Source organism: Variovorax sp. LG9.2 (assembly GCF_035018885.1).
Lineage (GTDB): Bacteria > Pseudomonadota > Gammaproteobacteria > Burkholderiales > Burkholderiaceae_C > Variovorax.
On the sequence record NZ_JASJXB010000002.1, the window covers coordinates 278,482 to 303,557 of the forward strand.

A 25,076-nucleotide genomic window follows, 5' to 3' on the forward strand; every position below is an offset into this window, starting at 1 on the left:
GCTTTCAGGGTGCGACCGGATGTGCCGGCCACGTCCACCCGAGGACGTCCGGCATGTCGATGCCGTGCTCTGTGATGAAAGCGCGGTGCTCCAGCAAGCGGTCGCGCAGATGCTGCTGCACATGGCCGGCGCTGTTGCGCACGCGATCGACCCGGTCGATGGCATCGGCCGCCAGATGGAAGCGGTCGAGTTCGTTCAGCACGGTCATGTCGAACGGCGTGGTGGTGGTGCCTTCTTCCTGGTAGCCGTGCACATGGAAATTGCGGTGGTTGGTGCGCTTGTAGGTCAGGCGATGGATCAGCGACGGATAGCCGTGGAAGGCAAAGATGACAGGCGCATCGGTCGTGAAGATCGAGTCGAACGCCGCGTCCGACAACCCATGCGGGTGGCTGGTCGGCGACTCCAGCGCCATCAGGTCGACCACGTTGACGACACGCACTTTAAGGTCGGGCAACTGGCGACGCAGCAGATCGACCGCGGCCAGCGTCTCGAGCGTCGGCACATCGCCGGCGCAGGCCATGACCACGTCGGGCGCAACGCCGTCGTCGTTGCTGGCCCAGTCCCAGATGCCCATGCCGATCTTGCAGTGGCGGGCGGCGGCATCGATGTCGAGCCACTGCGCTTCGGGCGGCTTGCCGGCGACGATCACGTTCACGTAGTTGCGGCTGCGCAGGCAATGGTCGACCACCGACAGCAGGGTGTTGGCGTCGGGCGGCAGGTACACGCGCACGACCTCGGCCTTCTTGTTGACGACGTGGTCGATGAAGCCCGGGTCCTGGTGACTGAAGCCGTTATGGTCTTGCTGCCAGACGTGGCTGGTCAGCAGGTAGTTGAGCGACGCAATGGGGCGGCGCCAGGGAATGTGGCGCGTCACCTTCAACCACTTCGCGTGCTGGTTGAACATCGAATCGATGATGTGAATGAAGGCTTCGTAGCAGGAGAAGAGGCCGTGGCGACCGGTCAGCAGATAGCCCTCGAGCCAGCCCTGGCACAGGTGCTCGCTCAGCACTTCCATCACACGGCCATCGGCGCCGACGTGGTCGTCCCCAGGCTTGACTTCGGCGGTCGAGGTGCGGTCCGTCACCTCGAACAGCGCGCCGAGCCGGTTCGATGCGGTTTCGTCCGGGCCCATCACGCGGAAGTTGCTGTTGACGTCGTTCATGCGCATCACGTCGCGCAAGAAGGCGCCGGTGATGCGTGTGGCTTCGGCGGTGCTGGCACCCGGCCGCGGCACGGCCACGGCGTAGTCGCGAAAGTCCGGCAACGCCAGGTCTTTCAGCAGGAGGCCGCCGTTGGTGTGCGGATTGGCGCTCATGCGGCGCAAGGCCTTGGGTGCGAACGACGCGATCTCGGGGCGCAGCGTGCCGGCCTCGTCGAACAGCTCTTCGGGCTTGTAGCTGCGCATCCAGTTTTCGAGGATTTGCACATGCGACGGGTTCTCGACGAAGCCGGTGAGCGGCACCTGGTGCGCGCGGAACGTGCCTTCGATCGGTACCCCGTCGACCACCTTGGGGCCGGTCCAGCCCTTGGGCGAGCGCAGCACGATCATTGGCCAGCGATGGCGTTTCTTGAAGCCATCGGAGCGGGCTTCGGTCTGGATGGCGCAGATCGCATCGAACGATGCATCGAGCGCGGCGGCCATTGCCGCATGCATGGCCAGCGGCTCGTGGCCGGACACGAAGTGCGGCTCGTAGCCGTAGCCCCGCATGAGCTGGGTCAGCTGCTCGTCGCCGATGCGTGCCAGCACGGTCGGGCCGGCGATCTTGTAGCCGTTCAGGTGCAGGATGGGCAGCACCGCGCCGTCGCGTGTGGGGTTCAGGAACTTGTTGGAGTGCCAGCTGGCTGCCAGTGCACCGGTCTCGGCCTCGCCATCGCCGACCACACAGCAGGCGATGAGGTCGGGGTTGTCGAACACGGCGCCGAACGCGTGAAGCAGCGAATAGCCGAGCTCGCCGCCTTCATGGATCGAGCCCGGCGTTTCAGGCGCGACGTGGCTTGGGATGCCACCCGGAAACGAGAACTGCTTGAAGAGCCGCTGGATGCCTTCGGCGTTTTGCGTGACGTACGAGTACACCTCGCTGTAGGTGCCTTCGAGGTAGGTGTTGGCCACCACGCCGGGACCGCCGTGGCCCGGACCCGCGATGAAGATCGCATCGAGGTCGCGGGCGACGATAGCGCGGTTCATGTGCGCGTAGACAAAATTGAGGCCCGGCGTGGTGCCCCAATGGCCGAGCAGCCGCGGCTTGATGTGCGCCAGCGTCAGTGGCTCGCGCAGCAAGGCGTTGCCCATCAGGTAGACCTGGCCGACCGACAGGTAGTTGGCGGCGCGCCACCAGGCGTCCAGCTGCGAGAAGTTGGTGGGGTTCGCGGTCGGTATCGGCAGTGACATCAGCATGGGCTCCGGGTTATTCGATCGACAACGCAGCAGAAGGCAATTTCACGTGGACCGTCTGGCTCGATGCGGCGGTCTTCTTGGGCGTGTCCGGAAGTTCGGGTGCACGCACGAGGAGCACCGGTACCGGTGAATGGCGCAGCACCTGCTCGGCGCTGCTGCCGAGAAACGCACGCCCGACGCCACGGCGTCCGTGCGTACCGAGCACGATCAAATCCGCTCCCCACGACGTCGCCTGCGTTGTCACGAGCAGTTCCACCGTGGCGGCGAGGCCGTCGAGCAACACGGAGTCGACCGGTACGCCCGCCGCCTTGACGGTCGCAGTCGCGACTTCGAGCAGCTTGGCGCCGTTTTCGCGCACGACCGTCAGCCACTCACCCGAGCCCGCATAGCACTCCATCGCGAAGCCTGCGGACAGTTCATCGGTCACGTGAATCAGCCGGAGCCGGCCACCGGTCAGTTTGGCCAGTTGAATCGCTTCTTCGAGGCCGCGTGCGGAGGTCGCACTGCCGTCGATGGGAACCAGGATCTTTTGGTACATGGCGCGCTCTTTTCTGAAATAGGGGGGCCGTGAGTGAGATGAAGTCGTTGGCGTCAGTATGGAAGCCGTCTTTTGGCCGAGCTTGATAAAGATCAAGGGAAATCGGCATTGCCATCGGCTCGAACGGAGCGCGAAATTTCAGCGCTCGGTTCAACGTGCCAGGAGGGTGATCAACAGCACCGCTTGCAGCACGAAGCGATGGTTCGCTGTTCGTTGCGCATCCTCGACGCTTGCCGCCGGGCCGACCAGCACCCAATGTTCGGTATCGGTTGCATCGACGACAAAGGGCGCGTCGATTGCCGACGCATCCTGAAGCGCATCGACAGGGGTGTCCATCGAATGCACGTCGAAGCCGAGTTGCCGTGCGCCCTGCAGGAAGCTTCGACCGCGGCCGGTCGTCACGTCGCCGACAAAGAGCAGCGCTGCCTCGGCTGTATTGGCCGCGGCGGCTACATTGAGCGGGCGCTGCTCGCACAGTGCCATGAGGTCGGCCAGCACCGCAGCGGGATGCCCTTCGAGCCCGCGGTAGACGGGAATGCCTGCCTGGCTTTCGATCTGCGCAGCCGAGATGGCCGACACGCTCCCGCAATCGACGGCGTCATAAAGGCGGCCGAGCATCTTCGGCAAGTTTTGGAACTCGCTCCCCGGTGGCCCGATCGAGTCGCCCAGCCAGACATCCGCGACCCGGGCGCCGAGGGCTGCTGCTGCGTCCTGGAACACCGAGTCGTCCTGCGGCGCCGACGTGGCGCGCAACAGCGCCAGGTTCTTGCCCGCGAGCGGCAGCCCCTCGCCGACCAGGGCGTTGGCCTTGAGGCTGCGCGCGAGGTCGAACGTGCGTCGAACATCCGCTCCGCCCAAGCCCTGGCTTGGCCAGAAAGTTCTATCGACAGGTGCGGCGGGCAAGTTCATAGGCGTGTCCGACCTTAGGTGCGCCTTCAAATCGGCGATTGATTTGCGTCAAGCCATTGCGCAAAAAAGGTGGCAGCGCACTCAAGACACAAAGCGTTGACGGTCTGTTACGCAACGCGCCCTTGCGGTGGTGAAGCTGTTGCACTCGGCGAATAGGCTTACCTCACTCCATCAGGAACCTACAAGGAACCCACCATGTCATACGCCGCACTGCAGCAACCGATGCCACTTTCGAACCGTGCCACGCTCTCCATCCCGAGCGCCGGACCGAGCGCGGCACAAGCCCCGCTGCAGCGCATCGGCGACATGCTGCGGCTCATCGAGCAGAGCGTGCCGGTCACCAAGCGCGTCGTGCGTGCCGGCGATTCGGTCTATCAGGCGGGGCAGGATTTCGAATGTCTCTACGTCGTCAACGCCGGCTTCTTCAAGATGGTCAACCTGTCGAGCGAAGGCCGCGAGCAGGTCGTCGGCCTGCATCTCAAGGGCGACTGGCTCGGTCTCGACGGCATCGCGAACGCGCACTACGGCTGCGACGCGGTCGCAATGGACACCGGCGAGCTATGGGCCATTCGCTACGACGACCTGCTGCGCGCCAGCCTGCGTACGCCCGCATTGCTCACCGCATTGCACCAGACCATGAGCCGCGAACTGGTGCGAGAGCAGGATTCGATGCTGTCGATGTGCACGCTGTCGGCCGACGCGCGAGTGGCCGGCTTTCTGCGCTATTGGGCTGAAGCGTTGGCCCAGCGCGGTCTCCGCACCGATCAATTTACCCTGCGCATGACGCGCGCCGAGATCGGCAACTACCTCGGCATGACGCTCGAATCGGTGAGCCGAGCACTGTCGCGGCTGGCACGGGGGGACGTGATCCGCTTCTCGGAGAAGGGGCGTCGCGACATCCATATTCCCCATGTCGAAGCGCTGACCGCTTTCATGCAGCGCGGGTCGGTAGCGTCGGCGGCAGTGGCGCTGCACTGAGCGCCCGCAGCATCGCGCGCTCCAGCTCCAGGCGCGTACACGGTTTGGGCAGCAACTCCCAATCGGGCGGTGCATCGGCCAGCTCGCTCGAAAAGCCCGACATCAGCAGCACTGCCAACGCGGGCCGCAACGCATGCGCCTTGGCCGCCAGTTCCGTGCCCTGCATGCCGACGCCGAGCGCGATGTCGGTCAGCAGCAAGTCGATCGCGCTGCCGGCCATCAACGAGGCCAGCGCCTGCTCGGCCTGGCCGCAGGCGACGGCCTCGCATCCCATCGACGCCAGAAACTTCTGCAGCACGCTCCGTACTTCGGCATCGTCTTCGACCAGCATCACGCGAAGGCCATGCGGCACAGCGCCATGCGTGACGTCGGCGATGCTGTCGTCGTCCGCAGCGTCCTCGCCGTCGCTGTCGTAATCGAAGTAGTCGTCGTCCTCGGCGCGCGGCAAGAAAAGCGTGACGGTCGTACCCGCACCGGGCGCGCTGACCAGCTTGACGGCGCCGTGCGACTGCTTGGCAAAGCCGTACACGGTCGACAGCCCGAGCCCAGTGCCGCGACCGGCTTCCTTGGTCGTAAAGAACGGTTCGAAGGCCCGCTCCTGCACGCTTTCGGGCATGCCATCGCCGGTGTCCGACACGGCGATGGCGACGTAGCCTGTGGGCACGGGGGGCTGGGCTTGCGTGTCGTGGTCCGAGCGCAGGTCGGCCGGCAGCGCGGACACCACCCGGCAAGAAAAAGTCAGCGTTCCGCCTTGCGGCATCGCATCGCGAGAGTTGATCGCGATGTTGAGCAGGGCCGACTCCAGCTGCCCGGCATCGGCCATGCAGAGCGCTGCGTCGGCGACCAGCGTGATGGCGATGCGCTGGTCGAGCGTGCGCCGCAGCATGTCGGTGAGCGACAGCAGCAGGGCGCGCGTGTCGACGATGGTCGGCTGCAGCACCTGCCGCCGGGAAAATGCAAGCAGCTTGCCGGTGAGTTCTGCGCCGCGTCGCGTGGCGCGCATGGCAGCGCCGATGAGTTGCTGCGACACCGCGTCGTCGCCGATGGCGGGCGAGTCTTCTAGCACCTGCAGGTTGCCCGAGATCACCGTCAGCAGGTTGTTGAAGTCGTGGGCGATGCCGCCGGTGAGCTGCCCCACGCTTTCGAGCCGCTGCGCGTGGCCGAGCGCTTCCTCGATCTGCGTACGTTGCAACACGGTGGCCAGCAAGCTCGACAGCGATTCGAGAAAGCGCACCTCTTCGTCGCCGAAGCGCCTTGCAGTGCGCGAGCGCACGGACAGCACACCGATGGTGCGACCTCGGTCTGCCAGCGGCACCGTGATCTCGCAGACGAAGCCGGCAGCCAGGTAGTGCGATGGAATAGTGAAGCGCGACTCTGCTGCGTAGTCGCCCATGAGCACCGACTGGCCGCTCGACATCACATGGCCGGAGGGTGATTGGGCTTCGTTGGCGATGCGATCGCCGATCGCTTCTTCAGGCAGCAGCCCGACGCCAGCGGCAATGCGGAATTCGGCTCCATTGGGTTCGAGCAGCAGCACCTTCGCCGTTTCGACCTGAAGCGCCTCTGCAGCTATGACGGGCACCTGGTCCAGCAGAAGATGCAGATCCGCCACGTCGACAGCGTGCCTGCTGAACTGCGCCAGATGCTCGGCATAGCGCGCACGCTGCAGCGCATGCTGGACGCGCGGATAAGAAGCGACGCTGCGGATGGCGGCCACGACCAGCGGCAGCCCGTGATCGTTGAGCGGGCTGAGCGCAATTTCGACCATCACCTCGCTGCCGTCGCGCCGTTTGGCGACCAGGTCCATCTGCGTTCCCATCGGGCGCTTGCGTGGGTGCGTGGCATAGCCCTCGCGGTAAGCGGCATGGCGCGGGGAAGTCGCGTCGGGCACCAGCGTGTCGACCGACATGCCCACCAGTTCATCTGCGGTGTAGCCGAGCAGTTCGAGGGCGGTCGGGTTGGCCAGCACGATCACGCCGCGCTGGTCGACCACCAGCAGCGCATCGGGATAGGCGGCGAACAACGTGCGGAACACGGTGCCGTCGTCGAAGCCGGGAACGACCGGCTTGCGCGGTGTATTCATGCCGACACGACGGCGGGCACGAAAAGATAGCCGGCGCCGCGCACCGACTTGACGATGCGTGGCTGGTTCGGGTCGTCGCCGAGTTTGCGGCGCAGCCGGCCGATCTGCACGTCGATGGTTCGATCGAACGGGCCACCATCGCGGCCTCGTGTTCGCTCCAGCAGGAAGTCGCGCGACAGCACGCGGCCGGTGTTTTCGGCCATGACGCGCAGCAGATCGAACTCGCCAGTGGTGAGCGGCACTTCATCGCCCTGCGCCGCGCGGAGGCGGCGCGCTGCGATGTCGAGCGTCCAGCCGGAGAAGCGAAGCGTCGTGGGTGGCGCATCGGGCGCGGACGCCGCGTCGACGACCGCTACTACAGGCGCCGCCGCGGGCGCTGCAATCCGGCGCAACACAGCCCGGATGCGCGCCAGCAGTTCGCGCAGATCGAAGGGCTTGGTCACGTAATCGTCGGCGCCGATCTCCAGGCCGACCACCTTGTCGACAGCATCGCCGCGGCCAGTCACGATCACCAGTCCGCACTGCCATCGCTCTCGCACCTGCCGCGCGATGGTGATGCCGTCTTCACCCGGCAAGCCGAGGTCGAGCAGCACGACCGCCGCCGGGTCTTGCCGCATCAGGTCGAGCAGGGCTCGGCCCGAATGGCGCTGGCTGACACGAAAGCCGTGGACCTGCAGATAGTTGGCCAGCAGCAGGGTGATCTCGGTTTCGTCGTCGAGAACAGCGATGTGGATGGAGGTTGAGGGCACGCACCATGTTAGATGCAAGAGAAGTCATGGAGTGCGGCGTTGGACACATTGATCGCGGATTGACCTGCATCAAGCCTTCCCGCGCTGCAGGCGCTTTCAATCGGTGCTGCGCAATGTTGCGCATCCTATGACCCTCGTCTTTTCAAACTTCATGAACACGTCCATCTCAACGTCGGCCCCGAACCGCAGGCGCAGGGCCTTTCTCGTTGGCGGCGGCATCGCGTCGTTGTCGGCCGCCGTGCTGTTGATTCGCGATGGCGGATTTCAGGGCACCGACATCTTCATCTTCGAAGAGATGCAGGTAGCAGGCGGCGCACTGGACGGTTCAGGCGATGCCGAAGCAGGTTACGTAACCCGCGGCGGCCGCATGTGGACCGAGGAGGCTTATGTCTGCTTGTGGAATGTGCTGGATTCGGTGCCGGACCGTCACGGCGCAGGGTCGCTGAAAGACGCGGTCTGGGACTTCAACGAAGCTTTGCAATCGCACGCCAACGCGCGGCTCATCGACCGGCAGCACCGCATCCTGGATGCGGCCGATCTGGGCTTCGATGCGCGCGACCGCCTCGATGTGCTGCGCCTGCTCGCCACGCCGGAGCGCATGCTCGGCGCCGAGCGTATCGAAGACTGCTTCACCGAGCACTTTTTCGACTCCAACTTCTGGGCGATGTGGCGCACAACCTTCGCCTTCCAGAACTGGCACAGCGCCGTCGAAATGCGACGCTATTTGCTCCGCTTCCTGCAGGAGCTGCCGCGCATTCACACGCTGGCCGGCGTTCGTCGCACAGCCTTGAATCAGTACGACTCGATCGTCCGACCGATGCAGGACTGGCTCGCGGGGCAAGGCGTGACGTTCCAGTTCGGAAACAAGGTCGTGGACATGGATTTCGAAGACTTCGCAGAGATGACCGAGGTCGCGCGCAACACCGACGGCTTGCGCGTCACTGCCATCCATTGCAACCGCGGCGACGAGTTCTTCTTGCATCAGGTCGGGCTCGACGATCTGGTCTTTGCCACGCTCGGTTCGATGACCGCCGACACCCGCATCGGCGACAACGATCACGCGCCGGCACTGTGGCGAGACAAGCGCGACGGCGGCTGGACGCTTTGGGAAAACCTCGCGCGCAAGGTGCCGACCCTGGGCCGACCGGAGACGTTCAACGGCAACGTCGACGAGAGCAAGTGGGAGTCTTTCACCGTCACGCTGCGAAGCCCCTTGCTGGTGAAGCGCATCGAAGCGTACTCAGGCAACGGGCCGGGCACGGGCGGCCTCATGACGTTCAAGGACTCGCCGTGGTTGATGTCGATCGTCGTGCCGCACGCACCGCACTTCGCGGGTCAACCCGAGGGCGTCTACACGATATGGGGCTATGGGCTCTTCATCGACAAGAAGGGCGACTACGTCGACAAGTCGATGGCCGAGAGCAGCGGTGAAGAAATCCTGACCGAGTTGATGCACCAGTTGGGTTTCGAAGACATCCTCGAAGAAGTGCGTCGCACCAGCACCGTGATCCCGGTGATGCTGCCTTACATCACGAGTCAGTTCGAGCGTCGCGAGCCGACGGATCGGCCCGCTGTCGTTCCCGGTGGCACCCGCAATTTCGCGGTGCTCGGCCAGTATGTGGAGATTCCGGAAGATGTGGTGTTCACTGTCGAGTATTCGGTGCGCAGCGCGATGCATGCCGTGTACGGACTGCTGCACCTGAAGAACGAGATTCCTGCGATCTATCACGGGGCGGTGCATCCCAAGGTGGCGCTGGAGAGCTTCAAGGCGCTCATGCTTTGAGGGTAAGCCCTCATGGCCGCGCTTCGTTCAAAGATTAGATTTGGTTATCCCACATAACCATTGGTTATGCGCCATCACCATGTTCTTTGACGACCTCTTCAGGAGAAGCGCCGCCATGACTTTCAAACTCGCCACCCTTGCCGCCGTGCTGGCCACCACGATGCTGGGCACCGCCCATGCCGATCTCACCATTGGCGTGGTGCAACCACTCACCGGACCGGCTTCCGGCCTCGGCATTCCTGTCAACAAAGCTATCGCGCTGTGGCCCAAGACCATCGCGGGCCAAACGCTCAAGGTGATCGTGTTGGACGATGCCAGCGATCCCACGACGGGCGTCAAGGACGCGCAGCGCCTGGTCACCGACGACAAGGTCGACGTCATTGTCGGCTCGTCCGCCACACCGGTGGCCGCACCGATGGCCGAGGTCACGGCCGAGTCGGGCACGCCGCAGCTGTCGACGTCGCCGGCCGGGCTGCCACCCGGCAAAGACAAGTGGTTCTTCAGGCTGCCGCAGTCCAACGGTGTCATGGCCTACGCGGTCATCGAGCACATGAAGAAGCAGAACATCAAGACGGTGGGCTTTCTCGGCTACACCGATGCTTACGGCGAGCTGTGGCTCAAGGCGTTTACCGAACAGGGCGCCAAGGCCGGCATCAAGGTCGTCGGTGTGGAGCGCTTTGCACGCGCCGACACCAGCGTGACAGCGCAAGCGCTCAAGCTGACTTCTGCCAACCCCGACGCGATCCTGATCGTGGCCTCGGGCAGCGGCGCCGGCATGCCGCAAAAAGCCATTGTCGAGCGCGGCTACAAGGGCAAGATCTACCAGACGCACGCAGCCGCATCACCCGACCTGATGCGCACGGCGGGCAAGGATGCCGAAGGCACATTCGTCGTCTCCGGCCCGGCGATGATCGGCGCCCAGTTGCCCGACAGCCATCCGTCGAAGAAGGCCGCGGTGGCGTTCGTGCAGCAGTACGAGCAAGCCTACGGCCCGGGCTCGCGCAACCAGTTTGCAGGACACGGCACCGACGCATTGACCGTACTCGAAATCGCCGTGCCAGTCGCGCTGAAAAAGGCCAAGCCCGGCACACCTGAGTTTCGTGCTGCACTGCGCGATGCCATGGAGAACATGGGTCGCACCGTGCTGGCGCACGGCGTCCTCAACTGGACCGCCGACGACCATTGGGGCTACACCAACGAGACCGGCGTGATGCTCAAGGTCGTGAACGGGGAGTTCAAGGTCGAGCAGTAACCGCAGCGTCGGCGAAGGGCAGCGACACTGTGAAAAGTGCGCCGCCGGCTACGGGGCTCGACGCCTCGATGCGACCGCCATGCGCCTTCACGATGGCGTGCGACAGCGCCAGTCCCAGGCCGATTCCCGGCACCGCGCCGGCACGTGCTGCGGCACCGCGATAGAAGCGCTCGAACACGTAGGGCAGATCCTGCTTCTGGATGCCAGGGCCTTCGTCGCCCACGCTCACCCGGGCTTCGGCGCCCTCGGTCGCCAGCTGCACCGTCACCCGGCCGCCGTGCGGTGAAAACTTGACCGCGTTGTCCAGCAGGTTGGCCAGCACCAGACTCGCCGGCCCGCGCGCCACCATCAGCTCGTGCCGCATCGCCGATGGCGCAAGCGCCATGCACACGCCACGCTCCTGAGCTGCGCTCTCCTGGCGCGCCATCGCTTCCTCGACCAGCGCCTTCAACGACGCGGTTTCGGTCGGCCCGCGCTCTTGGCCGGCATCGAGTCGCGCCAGTGTGAGCAGTTCTTCGACCAGCAAGGTGAGACGTTCGACTTCTTCGACGCATGAGCGCATCGCATCCACATAGGCGGCCGGTTCCCGGGGTCTGCGCAGTGCGAGTTCGAGTTCGGTGCGCAGGCGCGACAAGGGCGAGCGCAGTTCGTGCGACGCGTCGGCGGTGAAGCGTTTCTGTGCATCGAAGCCGTGCTCCAGGCGGTCGAGCATCTCGTTGAGCGTCTGCACCAGCCGGCCGATCTCGTCGTCGGTGCCCGGGTGCGGCAAGCGACGACCCAGGCTGGCATCGCCGATGCGGTGTGCCTGTTCGACCACATCGCCGATCGCGTTGAAGGCGCCGCGCGTCAGCAGGAAGCCGGCCGCGCCGACGGCCAGCAGCAGCGTCGCGCCCATCACGCCGAACAGCACGCTGGCGGTCTCGACCACACGGTCGACGTCGTCCAGCGAGCCCGCCACCTGCACGGCGCGCACATTGCCGTGGCCCTGCACCGGCAGTGACACCAGGCGCGTCGGCTCACTGCCGAAGCTGTGCAGCGTCTCGAACACCACTTCACCCGCTGCAAGTCGCCTGGAAAGATCGGGCGACAACGGCAGGCGGGCCGCGCCGAGGTTGCGGCTGCGCGCCAGCACCTCGCCGTCGGCGCCGACGATCTGCAGCAGACGGTCGAGCCGTTCGAACGATGGCGGCGCGCCAGCGGCCACGGCCTCGTGCACGGTGACGGCCTGACCGCCTTGCTCGGGCAGCGCAGCGGCTTCGGTTTCAGCCAGCGCCAACAGGGCTGCGTCGAGCTGCGCATGCACCTCGCGCGACAGCGTCCAGTAGGCGGCCAGCGCCGTCACGGTCAGCACCACGACGATGACGGCCTGGTGCACCAGCGTGAGCCGGCGGCGAAAACTGATCATGCTTCGCCTTCCGCGGCACCGAGCCTGAAGCCGCGCCCGCGCACCGTCTGGATCAGCGTGGGCAGCCCCGGCGCATCGATCTTGCGGCGCAGGTTGCCGACATGCACGTCGATCAGGTTGTCGATGGCGACCAGGTCGGCCTTCCACACTTGCTCGGCGAGGCGCGACCGGCTCACCACGTCGCCGGCCTGGCGCATCAGCACCTCGAGGATCGCGTATTCCTTGCGCGTCAGGGTGAGTACCGTGCCGGCGCGCTGCACACGCTGGGCCATCGGGTCGAGGCTCAGGTCGCCGACCGTGAGCACGGACGGTCGCGTCAGCTCCGAGCGGCGCAGCAACGCTCGGGCGCGGGCCAGAAGTTCGTCGAAAGAGAAGGGCTTGGTGAGGTAGTCGTCGGCGCCGGTATTGAGGCCGGTCACGCGGTCACCCAGCGCGTCACGCGCGGTCAGCATCAGGATCGGCGTGTGGATCTTGTGGCGCCGCAGTGCCGCGCACAACGCCAGGCCGTCCTTGCCGGGCAGCATCCAGTCGAGGATCAGCAGGTCGTAGTCGGAGGCAAAAACGCGCTGTTCGCCATCTTCGGCGGAGCCTGCGATGTCGACCAGAAAACCCTCTTCCTCGAGCCCGCGCGCGAGCAGGCGGGCCGCTTTTCCATCGTCTTCGACAAGAAGAATTTTCATAACGGCCGCGAGTCTCGCACCAATGCCCGGCGGCCAGCCCGGCGAACGCCGATCCTGAAGAAGACTTCAGGATTTCTTGCGGCGTTCTTCAGGCGCGGCTATCTAAGCTGCGTCGCGCTCCCGGTGGACGGACTCGTTCTGCAGCCGACTGAGTCGATCAACAGAAAAAACAGGGAAAAAACATGCATGACGACAAAGGAAAGTCGCGCCGCGCGCTGCTCGTGATTTGCGCCGTGGCGCTGATCGCCGTTGGCGTCGCATGGTGGTTCATGGCAAGTCGGGCACATGCCGCCGAGGCGGCAAAGGCCGTGCCGGTGCCTGTGCTGGAGCACGTCGGTGCCCAGGTGGTGGTCCCCGAGGGCTCGCCCTTGCGACAGTCACTGGTCGTGGCCGGGGCCGACGCGCAGGCCATCGAGGTGCCGCTGTCCTTGCCGGCGGTGGTCGAGGCCGATCCGGCCAAGCTGGTCAAGGTGGCGCCGCCCGTCACCGGTCGCGTGGCGAGTCTGGAGAAGGGCCTGGGCGATGCGGTCCGTGTCGGCGATGTGCTGTTTCGCATCGATTCTGCCGATCTGGCGCAGGCGCGCAGCGACGCACAAAAGGCCCGCTCGACCCTGGCGCTCGCGACGCAGGCGCTGGAGCGGCAACGCGCGCTCGGCGCGTCCGGCATTGCGGCCAATCGCGAGATCGAACAGGCGCGCAACGATTTCGACCAGGCGCAAAGCGAAGTGGCGCGCACCAGGGCGCGGCTGATGCAACTCGGCGCAGGGCAGGCCGACAAGCCGGATGCAGGGCCGGGCACGGCCGGCACGGGCCGCCTGCTGGCCGTGCGCTCGCCGGTGGCGGGCCGCGTGATCGACCTGAGCGCTGCGCAGGGCGCGTACTGGAACGATGCAACCGCCTCGCTGATGACGGTGGCCGATCTGTCCAGAGTGTTCGTGACCGCCAGTGCGGGCGAGGCCGATCTGAAGGCGCTGTTCGTCGACCAGCCGGTGCGCGTGGTCCTCGACGCTTTTCCCGGCGAAACCCTGAGCGGAACGGTGCGCTACATCGGCGAAGTGCTCGACCCCGACACCCGGCGCGTCAAGGTGCGCATGGTGCTCGACAACCGCGACGGCCGTCTGAAGCCCGGCATGTTCGCCAACGCCACCTTTCTGTCGAAGCCGCACAACGGACTGCTGGTGCCGATGGACGCGGTGGTGCAAAGCGGATTGCACAGCCGCGTGTTCGTGGAAGCATCGCCCTGGCATTTCGAGCCGCGCGTGGTGCGTGTCGGTCCACGGGTCGGCGACCGGATCGAGGTGCTTGCCGGCCTGAAGAGCGGCGAGCGCGTGGTGGTACAGGACGGGGTGCTGCTGGATGATTGACGCATTCGTCACCACCTGCCTGAAACGGCGCGGCATCGTCTGGCTGGTGTTCGCCATGGCGGCCGGCTACGGCGCCTGGTGCTGGACCCAGCTGCCGCTCGAGGCCTATCCCGACATCGCCGACACCACCTCGCAGGTGGTCACGCAGGTGCCGGGGCTGGCCGCCGAAGAGGTCGAAAAGCAGATCACGATTCCGCTCGAACGCGAGATCATGGGCACGCCCGGCATGTACGTGATGCGCTCCAAGAGCACCTTCGGTCTGTCGCTGATCACCGTCGTGTTCCGCGATGGCGCCGAAGACTACTGGTCGCGCCAGCGGCTGCAGGAGCGCATCGGTGGCGTCGCCCTGCCGTACAGCGCTCAGCCTGGCCTCGACGCGCTGACATCGCCCATCGGCGAGATCTACCGCTACACCCTCGAATCGAAAACACGCGACCTGCGTGAGTTGTCGGAGTTGCAGCGCTGGAAGGTGATCCCACGCCTGAAGCAGGTGGCGGGCGTCGCCGACGTGTCGAACTTCGGCGGGCTCACCACGCAATTCATGGTGGAGTTCGATCCGGCCAAGCTCAGCAAATACAACATCACGCTGGCCCAGGTCACGCAGGCGATCAACGCCAACAATTCGAGCGCCGGCGGCAGCGTGCTGACGCGCGGCCAACAAGGTTTCGTGGTGCGCGGCGTGGGGCTCATCAGCGGTCTGGACGACCTGGCGCAGATCGTGGTGAGCCAGAAGAACGGCGTACCGGTGCTCGTGAAAGACCTCGGCGAAGTCAAGCTCGGCAACAAGGAACGGCAAGGCATCCTCGGCAAGGACAGCAACCCCGACACCATCGAAGGCGTGACGCTGCTGCTCAAGGGAGAGAACCCTTCGACGGTGCTCGACGGTGTGCACGAAGCGGTGCGCGACCTCAACGACAACGTGCTGCCGCAAGACGTCAAGGTCGTGCCCTACCTGGACCGCACCATGCTGGTCCAGGCGACGGTGCACACGGTCGGCAAGACATTGCTCGAAGGCATGACGCTGGTCACGTTGGTACTGCTGCTGTTCCTGGGCAGCCCGCGCGCCGCGCTGATCGTGGCGCTGACCATTCCGATGTCGTTGCTGACGGCTTTCGCCTTCATGCACCAACTGAAGATCCCGGCCAACCTGCTGTCCCTGGGCGCGATCGATTTCGGCATCGTGGTGGACGCGGCCATCGTCGTGATGGAGAACATCCTGCGCCAGCGCGAGGCGCATGCAGACCGACCCCTGAAGCCGCGCGACGTACTCAAGGCCACCTTGCAGGTGACGCGCCCGATCTTCTTCGGCATGGTCGTCATCATCACGGCCTACACGCCGCTGTTCGCCTTTCAGCGCATCGAATACAAGCTCTTTGCCCCGATGGCTTTTGCGATCGGCTTTGCACTCGTCGGCGCGCTGGCGGTCGGGTTGCTGCTGATTCCGGGGCTGGCCTACCTGGCCTACCGCAAGCCACGCCGCGTGTTCCACAACCGGGCGCTCGAAGCGCTCGGCCACTGGTACGAGCAACTGCTCCGGCGCATCGTCGGGCAACGTGCGCTGACGCTGGCCGCTTTTGCGCTGGCCTTCGTCTGCGTGATCGGTGCCGCGGCGACCATTGGGCGAGACTTTCTGCCATACCTCGACGAAGGTTCGCTCTGGTTGCAGGTCACGCTGCCGCCCGGCATTTCGCTCGACAAGGCGACGCAGATGTCGAACCGGTTGCGCGACGCCGCGCGTGAGTTCGACGAGGTCTCGTACGTCGTCACGCAACTCGGCCGCAACGACGACGGCACCGATCCATGGACCGCGTCGCACATCGAGGTGAGCGTCGGACTGCATCCCCAGGCCGAATGGAAATCGGGCCTCAGCAAGCAGGAGTTGATCAGCGGCCTGGCGGCGCGCTTTGCGCAGTTGCCCGGCACGCAGGTCGGCTTCACGCAACCGATGATCGACGGCGTGCTCGACAAGCTCGCTGGCGCACACAGCGATCTGGTGGTCAAGATCTACGGCAACGACTTCAAGGAAACGCGGCGTATCGCCAGCGAAATCGACCGGGTGCTTTCCGCAGTGCCCGGTGCAGCCGACGTCATCATCGACCAGGAGCCACCGCTGCCGCAGCTGCGCATCGAGGTCGACCGGGCGGCGGCTGCGCGCTATGGCATCAACGTGGCCGACATCGCGGACCTCATCGGCACCGGCATCGGCGGTGCACCGGTGGCGCAGTTGTTCGTCGACGAGCGGCGCTACGACATCGCGGTGCGCTTCACGCCACAGAGCCGTAGCGACCCCGACGCGATCGGCCGGCTGGTGCTGAGCGCACCCGGTGGCGCCAAGGTGGCGCTGTCTCAGGTCGCGACGCTGCGGCTGGACGACGGCGAAAGCACCATCACGCGCGAGATGGGCAAGCGGCATCTGACGGTGCGGCTGAATCTGCGCGGGCGCGATCTGTCGTCCTTTCTGGAAGATGCGCACGCCCAGATCGAGGCCAAGGTGAAGTACGACCACGCGCACATCCAGCTCGCGTGGGGCGGCCAGTTCGAGAACCAGCAGCGTGCGCAGGCTCGGTTGATGCTCATCATGCCGATGGTCATCGTCCTGATGTTCGCGCTGCTTTTTGCGCAGTTCAAGAACCTGTGGCAACCGTCGTTGATCCTGCTGGCTGTGCCGCTCGGCGCGCTCGGCGGGTTCGTCGCCTTGCATCTGCGCGACATGACGCTCAACGTGTCGAGCGCGGTCGGGTTCATTGCGTTGTTCGGCGTGACGGTGATGAACGGCATCATCATGGTGTCGAACCTGAACCGGTTGCGCGTGGAAGAAAAGCTGCCGCTGCGCGAGGCCGTGATCCAGGGCGCTCGGGAACGCTTTCGTCCGGTGCTGATGACGGCAACGGTGGCAGCCCTCGGCTTGCTGCCGGCCGCGCTGGCGCATGGGCTCGGCAGCGATGTGCAGCGTCCGCTGGCCACGGTGGTGGTCGGTGGCCTGGTCACCGCGACCGGTCTGACGCTGGTCTGGTTGCCAGCGCTCTACTACCTGGTCGCAAGCCGGCTCGAGGCCATGAACGCACGTCACGCCCAAGCGCATGCCGACCTGACCGACCCCGCTGGAGCAGCCACATGAAGCGCATTGCATGGACCGTCGCCGGCGTCTTTCTGATCGGTGGCTGCGCGGTAGGTCCGGACTTCAAGCCGCCCGTGGCGCCGGTCACCGACCGCTACACGGCCGAGCCTTTGGCGCAGGCACAGACGCAGACTCAGGACACCGCTGGTGTTGCAGTGCAACGCTTTGTCGATGGCCGGACGATTCCGGAGAAATGGTGGTCGGTGTTTCAGTCGGCACCGCTCGATGCGATGGTCCGGCAGGCGCTGGCAGCGAACGCCGACGTCGAGGCAGCGCGGGCATCGCTTCGCATCGCGCAGGAGAACGTGCTGGCGCAGCAGGGCACCTTCTTTCCTACGGTCGGGGCGCAGTTCACGCCGACACGGCAGTCGGTGGCAACGTCGCTGGCGAGCCCGGTTGCCTCAGGTGGCAACCTCTACAGCCTGCACACGGCGCAGCTCAACATCGCCTACGCGCCGGACGTGTTCGGCGGCAATCGACGGCAGCTCGAATCGTTGCAGTCGCTGTCGGACGTGCAGCGCTTTCAGCTCGAGGCCGCGCAGCTCACGCTGACGGCCAACCTGGTCGCGACAGTGATCCAGCGCGCTGCAGTGCGCGCGCAGATCGATGCCACGCGAGAGATCGTCGCGTTAGCGGATTCGCAGCTGACGATGGTGCGCCGGCAGCAGGCGCTCGGCCAGGTCGGTACGGCCGATGTGGCGGCGCAACAGGCGCTGCTGGCCCAACTCGAAGCCACCTTGCCGCCGCTGCAAAAGCAGCAGGCGCAACAACGCAACCTGCTCGCGGTGTTGCTGGGCCGGCTGCCGAGCGACGCGGACATTCCGGAGATCGGTCTCGACGCATTGCAGCTGCCGGGTGAGCTGCCGCTAAGCCTGCCTTCGCAACTGGTCGTGCAGCGGCCCGATGTTCGCGCCGCCGAAGCCCAGTGGCACGCCGCCAATGCGCAGATCGGCGTGGCGCTGGCCGCCAGGCTGCCGAACTTCGAACTCACCGCGAACATCGGCACCACCGCGTTGCGGCTGTCGCAGCTCGCGACTGCCGGCACTGCCTTCTGGGGCATCGGTGCCAACCTCGTGCAGCCGCTGTTCGATGCCGGCACACTGATGCACCGGCAGCGTGCAGCGGAGGCCACGCAGGCGCAGGCCGCAGCGCAGTACCGCAGCACGGTGCTGGGCGCGTTCCAGAACGTTGCCGACACGCTGAACGCGATCCAGGCCGATGCGGCGACCCTGGCCGCGCAAAGCCGCGCCGAGCAGGCGGCCGCGCGCAGCTTCGACATCGCCCGCGCGCAGCGCGACGCCGGCGCTACCGGGTCGTTTGCCGTGCTGGTCGCGCAGCAGGCTTTGCGGCAAGCCGCCATCGCGCGCATTCAGGCGCAATCGGCCCGGCTCGCCGACAGCGTGGCGTTGTTTCAGTCGTTGGGTGGCGGCTGGTTGCACGCCGTCGACGCACGGCGAAACGATGCAGCGGCGGTGTCATCGAACGGGCAGGGGAGTTGACGATGGTCAGGCCGGGCCGCTTCATGCCGAAATCCGCCTGGCTGTGCGTCGCAACGCTGCTGTTCCTGTGCGTGTGCGTCCTGGCAGCGAGCGGATGTGCCGCGGGCATGCCGGCGCCCCAAGGCGGGGTCATGCCATCGAGCGACGATACGGCCGGTGGCAGGCGTCTTGGTGTGATCGTGCGGCTCGGCGATGGGTTGCCCGCTCCGGGCGAGGTGGACGACGATTGCCGCATGACCCTTGCGCCCTCGGTGCGCGCGGCCGGCGCATTTGCCGAAGTGGCCTATCGACAGGGGCGGCGATCGCGCTTGCGCATCGTCTTGCTCGACCGCGATCGCGCGTGGGCGGTGGGCGACGAGGCCTCCATCGACCTGCGTGATTGCCGGCAGGCGGCGGTGCCGCCTTCGACGCCGCTGTCTAAAGCACCCACTAAAGCACCAGCGACAGCGCCAGCGTCAGGATCAATCCCATCACCGAGATCACCGTCTCCATCAACGACCACGTCTTGATGGTCTCCATCACGGTCAGGCCGAAGTACTCCTTGACCAGCCAGAAGCCCGCGTCGTTCACATGCGAGAAGAACAGCGAGCCGGCGCCCACGGCCAGCACCACGAGCGACAGATGGTTGGGCGACAGGCCCACGGCCAGCGGCGCGACGATGCCGGCGGCGGTGACCGTCGCCACGGTGGCGGAGCCGGTCGCGAGGCGGATCAGCACCGCGACGATCCAGCCGAGCAGCAGGGTCGACAGGCCGGCGGCCAGGGCGATCTTGGCGATGGCCAGTCCGGTCCCGCCGTCGACCAGCGCCTGCTTGAAGCCGCCGCCGGCGCCGACGATGAGCATGACGCCGACGACAGGCAGCAGGCTGGCGCCGATTTTCTTGGCCAGCACCGTGGGCGTGAAGCCGACCGAGGTACCGAAGGTCACCATCGCCAGCAGCACCGCGATCAGCAGGGCGAACACCGGGTCGCCGATGAAGTCGAGCGCGGGCCGCAGCGGCGCCGTCTTGTCCATCCAGATGTCGGCGCCGGCCTTGATGAGCATCAGCGCCAGCGGAGCCAACAACGTGATCAAGGTCCAGGTGAAGGTCGGGCTGTGCGTCGGCTTCGGGTCCTCATCCTTGCCACCCGCGGTGCTGCCCGATGCGCTCGATGCGCTCGATGCACTTGCAGAGGACACCGCCAGGCCGGCACCCGCAGCGCCGATCGGCACCATGCGCGCCGCGAGCAGGCCGAACAGCGGCCCTGCGACGGCGACGGTCGGGATGGCGATGAGCAGCCCCAGCGCCAGGGTCACGCCGACATTGGCATGAAGAATCGCAATGGCCGCCAACGGGCCGGGGTGCGGCGGGATGAATCCGTGCAGCACCGACAGGCCGGCCAGCGCCGGGATGCCGAGTCGCATGGCCGGGCCCTTGGAGTGGTGCACCGCGAGCATGACCACCGGGATCAGCAGCACCAGCCCGATCTCGAAGAACATCGGGATGCCGATGATGCTGGCGACCAGCGCCATCTTCCAGGGCAGCGTTGCCGGGCGACCTTGCAGCAGCGTGTCGACCACTTTCTCGGCACCGCCGGAATCTGCCAGCAGCTTGCCGAGCATGGCCCCGAGTGCGATCAGCACGCCGACATAGCCAAGCACGCCGCCGACGCCGGCTTCGTACGAGGCCGTCACCTTGTCGAGCGGCAGTCCCGAGCCGACACCGACGAACAGAGCACCGATGGTCAGCGCCAGAAACGCGTGCATCTTCAGCCACACGATCAGCAAAATCAGAATGCCGATGCCGACGGCAGCGACGATCAGCACTTGCGTGTCGTGCGCGTTCAGCGGTTGGTGCATGAGGTCTGCGGGGTTCATGGGGCTGCTCCTTTGGTGATGTCGAGGCCGAGCATCTTGATGACGGTATCGGCGATCTCCGATGGCGCGGGGCCGACGTCGACGCGAATCGCGGGCTCTTCGGCACCGGGCTCCTGCAAGTCGGCGAACTGGCTGTCGAGCAGCTTGGTCGGCATGAAATGACCATGTCGTGCGGCCAGGCGCGCAGCGATGGTTTCGTACGACCCGTGCAGGTAGATGAACACGACGCCAGAACCGCGTCGGTCGATGGTGTCGCGATAAGAACGCTTCAGCGCAGAGCAGGTGATCAAACCGCTACCGCCGGCGTCGAGGCGCTCCCCGACCCAGTCGGCGACCTTCTCCAGCCAGGGCGCGCGGTCGTTGTCGTCGAGCGGATGCCCGGCCTTCATCTTCTCGATGTTGGCCGGCGGGTGCAGTGCATCGCCCTCTTCGAAAGGCCAGCCCAGGCGGCCGGCAAGAAGGGCCGCGACGGTGGTTTTGCCGCAGCCTGAAACGCCCATCACCACCAGCACCACCGGTTGGGGGATGGGCGGCTTTATCGGCAAAGTCAGCGGCAGTGGCAGCGGTGAGGTATCTCTGGTGCTGGTTTGAGTTGTCATTGTTCTTCCACTTGCTTGGGTCACTCGGGTCGGTATTGAACATAGCACCAGGGGCGCGATGCTGCCGTCGGCCTCCCATATTTCTCCCGAATCGGCGGCCACCATCGCCCGATGAACCCAACCGAAACACGCAGCGCCTGGCTGCTTTTCAGAGCAAGCCTGGCGCTGGCATTCGTCGCGAGCGTGATGGCGTGCGCGGCGCCCAAGGACGGTGACGGCATGCGTTATCACACGAGTTCCGGCAAGGCACCGTTGCTGGATGTGCCGCCCGATGTAGCTCAACTCTCCCGATCGGGGTCAGACGCACGGCCCAAGTCGGTGGCTGCAAGCGCATACGCTTCCGAGAGGGCTCAGCCATTCGTGCAGCCGACGGCAGTGCGCGCTGTCGGCGATATCAAGCTCGAAGGCGACGGCACCGACCAATGGCTGTCGATCGGCCGTTCGCCCGACGCGCTGTGGGAGCCGCTCAAATCGTTCTGGCAAGAGAGCGGATTTTTGTTGAGCATCGAAGACCCCGCGCGCGGCGTCATGGAAACCGATTGGGCCGAGAGTCACGCCAACGTGCCCGGCGACCTGGTGCGCGACGCGATGGGCAAGCTGGTCGATTCCCGCCATTCGACCGGTGAGCTCGACATCTTTCGCACGCGGCTGGAACGCACGGCCAGCGGCACGGAAATTTTCGTGACGCACCGCGGCATGCATGAAAACGTTCGGGATACGCCCGGCACACCGGGTGGCTGGCAGGCACAGCCGGCCGACATCGCGCTCGAAAGCGAATACCTTCGCAAAATGATGCTTGCGCTCGGCAGCGCGCCCACGGCTGGCACCGCGAAGGTCGCGGTGCCGCAACGGATCGTGAAGGGTGACATGAAGAGGGATGCGACCACGGGCCGGAGCACGCTCGAGCTTGTCGAAGGCTTCGATCTCGCCTGGCGGCATGTCGGCCTGGCCCTCGATCACGCGGGCTTCACTGTCGAAGACCGTGACCGCCGGACGGGCACCTACTTCATCCGTTTTGTGCCGCCACGGCCGCCCGGGGCGGAGCCGGGGCTCCTTACCAAAATGGTCGAGTACGTCAAACCTTCGCCTGTCGAAAAGCCCTTGAAGCTCGGCATCCAGGTTCGCAGCGAAGGCGGGGCCAGCACGGTTTCGGTGCTGACGGAGGCGGGGGCGCCGGAGCAATCGGCAGTGGCGCAGCGCATCGTGCAGGTGTTGGCCAGCGACCTGCGCTGAGCACCAGTTAGGCGCCCGTCCACGCGCCGACAAGGCGCGCCGACAAAGTGCGCGAAACTAGGGGGATGCTGGTCCGCCTCCGCCGCCGCTTTGTCAAAGGTCTCACGATCAATGGACGCTTGTTCCTGCTCGTCCTTGCGGTGGCGATTCCGTTCTCGATCTTCCTTGCAACGACGGCATTGCTGCAGGCGAGGCAGGAACGCGAACAGGTCCGACAGGAGATGTTGAGCCTGGCGCGCCTCACCTCGGCCCGACTGGACGACCACGTCGGCGACATCGGTCAGTTCCTCGGCGTGCTCGCGGAAGTCGTCACTCCCGAGTCTGGAGGCAATGCCGCCAACGATGCATTGTTGAGGGGCCTTGCGTCGCGCAGGCCCGCACAGATCAACAACGTTGCCGTTTGGAGCGCGAACGGTGAGTTGACAGGCTCGGCCGAACAGCAATTGCGCCTGACCGGACTGAACGTTGCTCAGCGATCGTTTTTCAAGCAAGCGGTGGCGGGTGCCGACCTGCCTGTGGAAGCGCCGATCCTCGCCGCATCCAACGGCGAACAGGTCGCCGTCTTTGCAACCGCGGTCCGGCGGCAGGGCCGGGTGGTGGGCGTGGTGACCGCGACCGCACGTTTGCGGCTGTTGCAGGCGCTGGTATTGCCGGCCGGTGGCTTACCGCCCGGTGCGGTCATCACCGTGCTCGACCACGACGGCGTCATTCTGGCGAGGTCACTCGACCCGGCGCGCTGGATTGGCAAAAACCTGGGTGCCGGGTTCGTGGCGAGCACCGTGGCCGCCAACCTGGTGGACGGCGTGCGAGACGGCCCCAATGCCGACGGGGTATCGCGCATCGGCGGCTTTACCGCATCGCGGCGCGTGCCGTGGTTTGTCTACGTCGGCATTCCGAACGAGATCGCGCTGGCGCCGATGAAGCGACATCTGGCGCAGACTTTCCTGGCGGGTCTGGCGATGTTGCTGCTGGGCCTGACCGCTGCAGCAGTGGCCGGTCGTCGCATTTCGGCGCCGTTGCGCCAGTTGAGCGATGACGCAGCGCGGCTCGAGCAGGGCCGTTTCGATCATCGGAGCAGCGTGTCTCAGGGCGGCGAAATCGGCCAGCTCGCGAGCGCGCTGAATCGCATGTCGGACTCGTTGCAGGAGCGCACGGCCTTGCTGGAGGCGAGCCGGTTCCAGCTTCAACAGATCACCGACAACCTGCCCGCGATGATTTCGTACCTCGACGCGCAGCAGCGCTTTCTATTTGCCAACAACGTTTTCAAGGAATTGCTGGGTGTCGATACCCATGCCCTGATAGGCAAGAGTCTCGTAGAGGTTTATGGGGAGGCTGAATACGCCATCTTCCGCAAGGACATCGAAGCGTGTCTGGGCGGCCGCCGGATAGCCTACGAGCGCGAGATCCAGACCCTGGCGGGACCGCGTCGCGCGGAAGTAACTTTGATCCCGCATCGGGACGCCGACCATACGGTGGTCGGCCTGTTCGCGCTCACGCTTTACGTTACGGCCAGCCGCGAGGCCACCGCCTTGCGCGCCCGCATCGAGGAGCGGCTCAGCCTGGCGCTCGAAGGATCGGGGTCTGCACTGTTCGACCTCGACGTAAAGCGCAGCCGCATCTATCAAAGCGCGCAGGCCGCGACGATGCGCGGCGAGCCGGCGCTGGAAGAGACGACGAGCCTTGCCGTGTACATGAATCGCGTGCATCCCGACGACCGCGACTGGCTCACTCACTGCTTCGAAGGCGCGCTCAGGGGCCGCACGCCGACATTCGATGCCGAGTTCCGGATGGCGACCCGCGCGCTCACCTGGATCTGGATTCGCGGCCTGGGGCGCGTGGTCGAACGCGACGCGCAAGGCATGGCGATACGCCTCGCCGGCACAGGCGCGGACATTACGCCGCGCAAGGCCGCCGAAGAGCGGCTTCGCTATCTTGCCGAGAACGATGCGCTGACAGGCCTGCCCAATCGCGCCCTGTTCGACGAGCGCCTGAAAGGACTGTTGCTGAGCCGGGCCGCGCCACATCGGACGTCGGCACTCATGTTCCTGGACATCGACTACTTCAAGAGCGTGAACGACACCTTCGGCCACGAGGCCGGGGACAAGTTGCTGGTGGCTTTTGCTGCGATTCTCAAGGAGTGCGTACGGCCGAGCGACACGGTCGCGCGTCTTGCGGGCGACGAGTTCACCATCATTCTGAATGACATCTCCGGCGTGTCCGAAGCGACCGCGGTGGCGCAACGCATCGTCGAAAGGGTGCGAAAACTGCGCGGCTTCAGCGATGCGCAGGACGGGGGCTCGGGCGTGTCGACAAGCATCGGTATCGCTTTTCGCGGGCCGCATGACAACGACGCGGCAGTGTTGCTCAGACGCGCCGACGCGGCCTTGTATCAGGCCAAGCGCAATGGACGCGACAGCTTCGTGTGCGACACCACGCACGCTGACGATGCCATCGAAGCGATCAGTGACGAAGTCACGGTGAATGCCGCGGAAGCCGCGGACGCAGCGGACGCAGCGGAGGGGTCTGGAGGGTTGCGGCGGGCTCGACGCGACAGATAGGGCGCGACCGATGGGCCGGCGTAGGTCAGCCCATGGTCATGCTCGGTCCGCAGAATGTATGACCCCACGCCGCAAT

Annotated in this window: 17 protein-coding genes; 8 read left to right on the plus strand and 9 right to left on the minus strand. The window is 65.8% G+C overall.

Annotated elements, in window-relative coordinates:
* Positions 1-4: 4 nt before the first annotated feature.
* The 3 genes from QN413_RS03425 to QN413_RS03435 all read right to left on the minus strand — a co-directional run bounded on the left by QN413_RS03425 (position 5) and on the right by QN413_RS03435 (position 3,842).
* The gene (locus tag QN413_RS03425) at positions 5-2,389 is read right to left on the minus strand and encodes a phosphoketolase (protein ID WP_416352128.1); all 2,385 of its coding nucleotides are present in this window, start codon (positions 2,387-2,389) and stop codon (positions 5-7) included.
* A 16-nt stretch (positions 2,390-2,405) separates the two neighbouring features.
* Positions 2,406-2,933, minus strand: coding sequence for a universal stress protein (locus tag QN413_RS03430; RefSeq protein ID WP_323495240.1), 528 nt, complete (start codon positions 2,931-2,933; stop codon positions 2,406-2,408).
* A gap of 150 nt (positions 2,934-3,083) precedes the next feature.
* On the minus strand, positions 3,084-3,842 hold the full coding sequence (locus tag QN413_RS03435) for a hypothetical protein (RefSeq protein WP_323495241.1): 759 nt from the start codon (positions 3,840-3,842) through the stop codon (positions 3,084-3,086).
* A gap of 195 nt (positions 3,843-4,037) precedes the next feature.
* Between QN413_RS03435 and QN413_RS03440 the strand changes: the two genes are divergently transcribed.
* Entirely contained in the window at positions 4,038-4,820 is a 783-nt protein-coding gene (locus QN413_RS03440) for a Crp/Fnr family transcriptional regulator (protein ID WP_323495242.1), read from the plus strand.
* On the opposite strand, the gene QN413_RS03445 is transcribed toward QN413_RS03440, so the two are convergent.
* Entirely contained in the window at positions 4,774-6,903 is a 2,130-nt protein-coding gene (locus QN413_RS03445; RefSeq protein ID WP_323495243.1) for a PAS domain S-box protein, read from the minus strand. The genes QN413_RS03440 and QN413_RS03445 overlap by 47 nt on opposite strands.
* Complete coding sequence (locus QN413_RS03450) at positions 6,900-7,652, minus strand: response regulator transcription factor (protein WP_323495244.1); 753 nt, start codon at positions 7,650-7,652, stop codon at positions 6,900-6,902. Before QN413_RS03450 ends, QN413_RS03445 begins: the two co-directional genes overlap by 4 nt.
* Positions 7,653-7,803: 151 nt before the next feature.
* Here QN413_RS03450 and QN413_RS03455 point away from each other — a divergent pair, with 151 nt between their 5' ends.
* Together QN413_RS03455 and QN413_RS03460 are read left to right on the plus strand one after the other, a co-directional pair.
* The gene (locus tag QN413_RS03455; RefSeq protein ID WP_323495245.1) at positions 7,804-9,435 is read left to right on the plus strand and encodes an oleate hydratase; all 1,632 of its coding nucleotides are present in this window, start codon (positions 7,804-7,806) and stop codon (positions 9,433-9,435) included.
* A 115-nt stretch (positions 9,436-9,550) separates the two neighbouring features.
* On the plus strand, positions 9,551-10,687 hold the full coding sequence (locus QN413_RS03460) for an ABC transporter substrate-binding protein (RefSeq protein ID WP_323495246.1): 1,137 nt from the start codon (positions 9,551-9,553) through the stop codon (positions 10,685-10,687).
* Here QN413_RS03460 and QN413_RS03465 read toward each other — a convergent pair.
* A complete protein-coding gene (locus tag QN413_RS03465) occupies positions 10,671-12,092 on the minus strand; it encodes a sensor histidine kinase (protein WP_323495247.1) in 1,422 nt (473 codons plus the stop codon). The two genes, QN413_RS03460 and QN413_RS03465, sit on opposite strands and share 17 nt — an antisense overlap.
* Positions 12,089-12,772, minus strand: coding sequence for a response regulator transcription factor (locus QN413_RS03470; RefSeq protein WP_323495248.1), 684 nt, complete (start codon positions 12,770-12,772; stop codon positions 12,089-12,091). Before QN413_RS03470 ends, QN413_RS03465 begins: the two co-directional genes overlap by 4 nt.
* A 182-nt stretch (positions 12,773-12,954) precedes the next feature.
* Here QN413_RS03470 and QN413_RS03475 point away from each other — a divergent pair, with 182 nt between their 5' ends.
* From QN413_RS03475 to QN413_RS03485, 3 genes are read left to right on the plus strand one after another with little or no spacing between them, the layout of a single operon-like run.
* Positions 12,955-14,136, plus strand: a complete 1,182-nt coding sequence (locus QN413_RS03475; protein ID WP_323495249.1) for an efflux RND transporter periplasmic adaptor subunit — start codon at positions 12,955-12,957, stop codon at positions 14,134-14,136.
* Complete coding sequence (locus QN413_RS03480; protein ID WP_323495250.1) at positions 14,129-17,254, plus strand: CusA/CzcA family heavy metal efflux RND transporter; 3,126 nt, start codon at positions 14,129-14,131, stop codon at positions 17,252-17,254. Before QN413_RS03475 ends, QN413_RS03480 begins: the two co-directional genes overlap by 8 nt.
* Positions 17,251-18,753, plus strand: coding sequence for an efflux transporter outer membrane subunit (locus QN413_RS03485; protein ID WP_323495251.1), 1,503 nt, complete (start codon positions 17,251-17,253; stop codon positions 18,751-18,753). Before QN413_RS03480 ends, QN413_RS03485 begins: the two co-directional genes overlap by 4 nt.
* Positions 18,754-19,182: 429 nt before the next feature.
* On the opposite strand, the gene QN413_RS03490 is transcribed toward QN413_RS03485, so the two are convergent.
* Both QN413_RS03490 and QN413_RS03495 read right to left on the minus strand, forming a co-directional pair.
* Positions 19,183-20,610 (minus strand): gluconate:H+ symporter, encoded by a 1,428-nt coding sequence (locus QN413_RS03490; RefSeq protein WP_323495252.1) that lies wholly within the window; start codon positions 20,608-20,610, stop codon positions 19,183-19,185.
* Positions 20,607-21,209, minus strand: coding sequence for a gluconokinase (locus QN413_RS03495; RefSeq protein ID WP_323495253.1), 603 nt, complete (start codon positions 21,207-21,209; stop codon positions 20,607-20,609). The genes QN413_RS03490 and QN413_RS03495 overlap by 4 nt, the downstream gene beginning before the upstream one ends.
* 111 nt (positions 21,210-21,320) lie before the next feature.
* Between QN413_RS03495 and bamC the strand changes: the two genes are divergently transcribed.
* A complete protein-coding gene (bamC, locus tag QN413_RS03500) occupies positions 21,321-22,442 on the plus strand; it encodes an outer membrane protein assembly factor BamC (RefSeq protein ID WP_323495254.1) in 1,122 nt (373 codons plus the stop codon).
* A gap of 65 nt (positions 22,443-22,507) precedes the next feature.
* Positions 22,508-25,000: a diguanylate cyclase domain-containing protein gene (locus tag QN413_RS03505; RefSeq protein WP_323495255.1), complete on the plus strand. Its 2,493-nt coding sequence runs from the start codon at positions 22,508-22,510 to the stop codon at positions 24,998-25,000.
* Positions 25,001-25,076 lie beyond the last annotated feature (76 nt).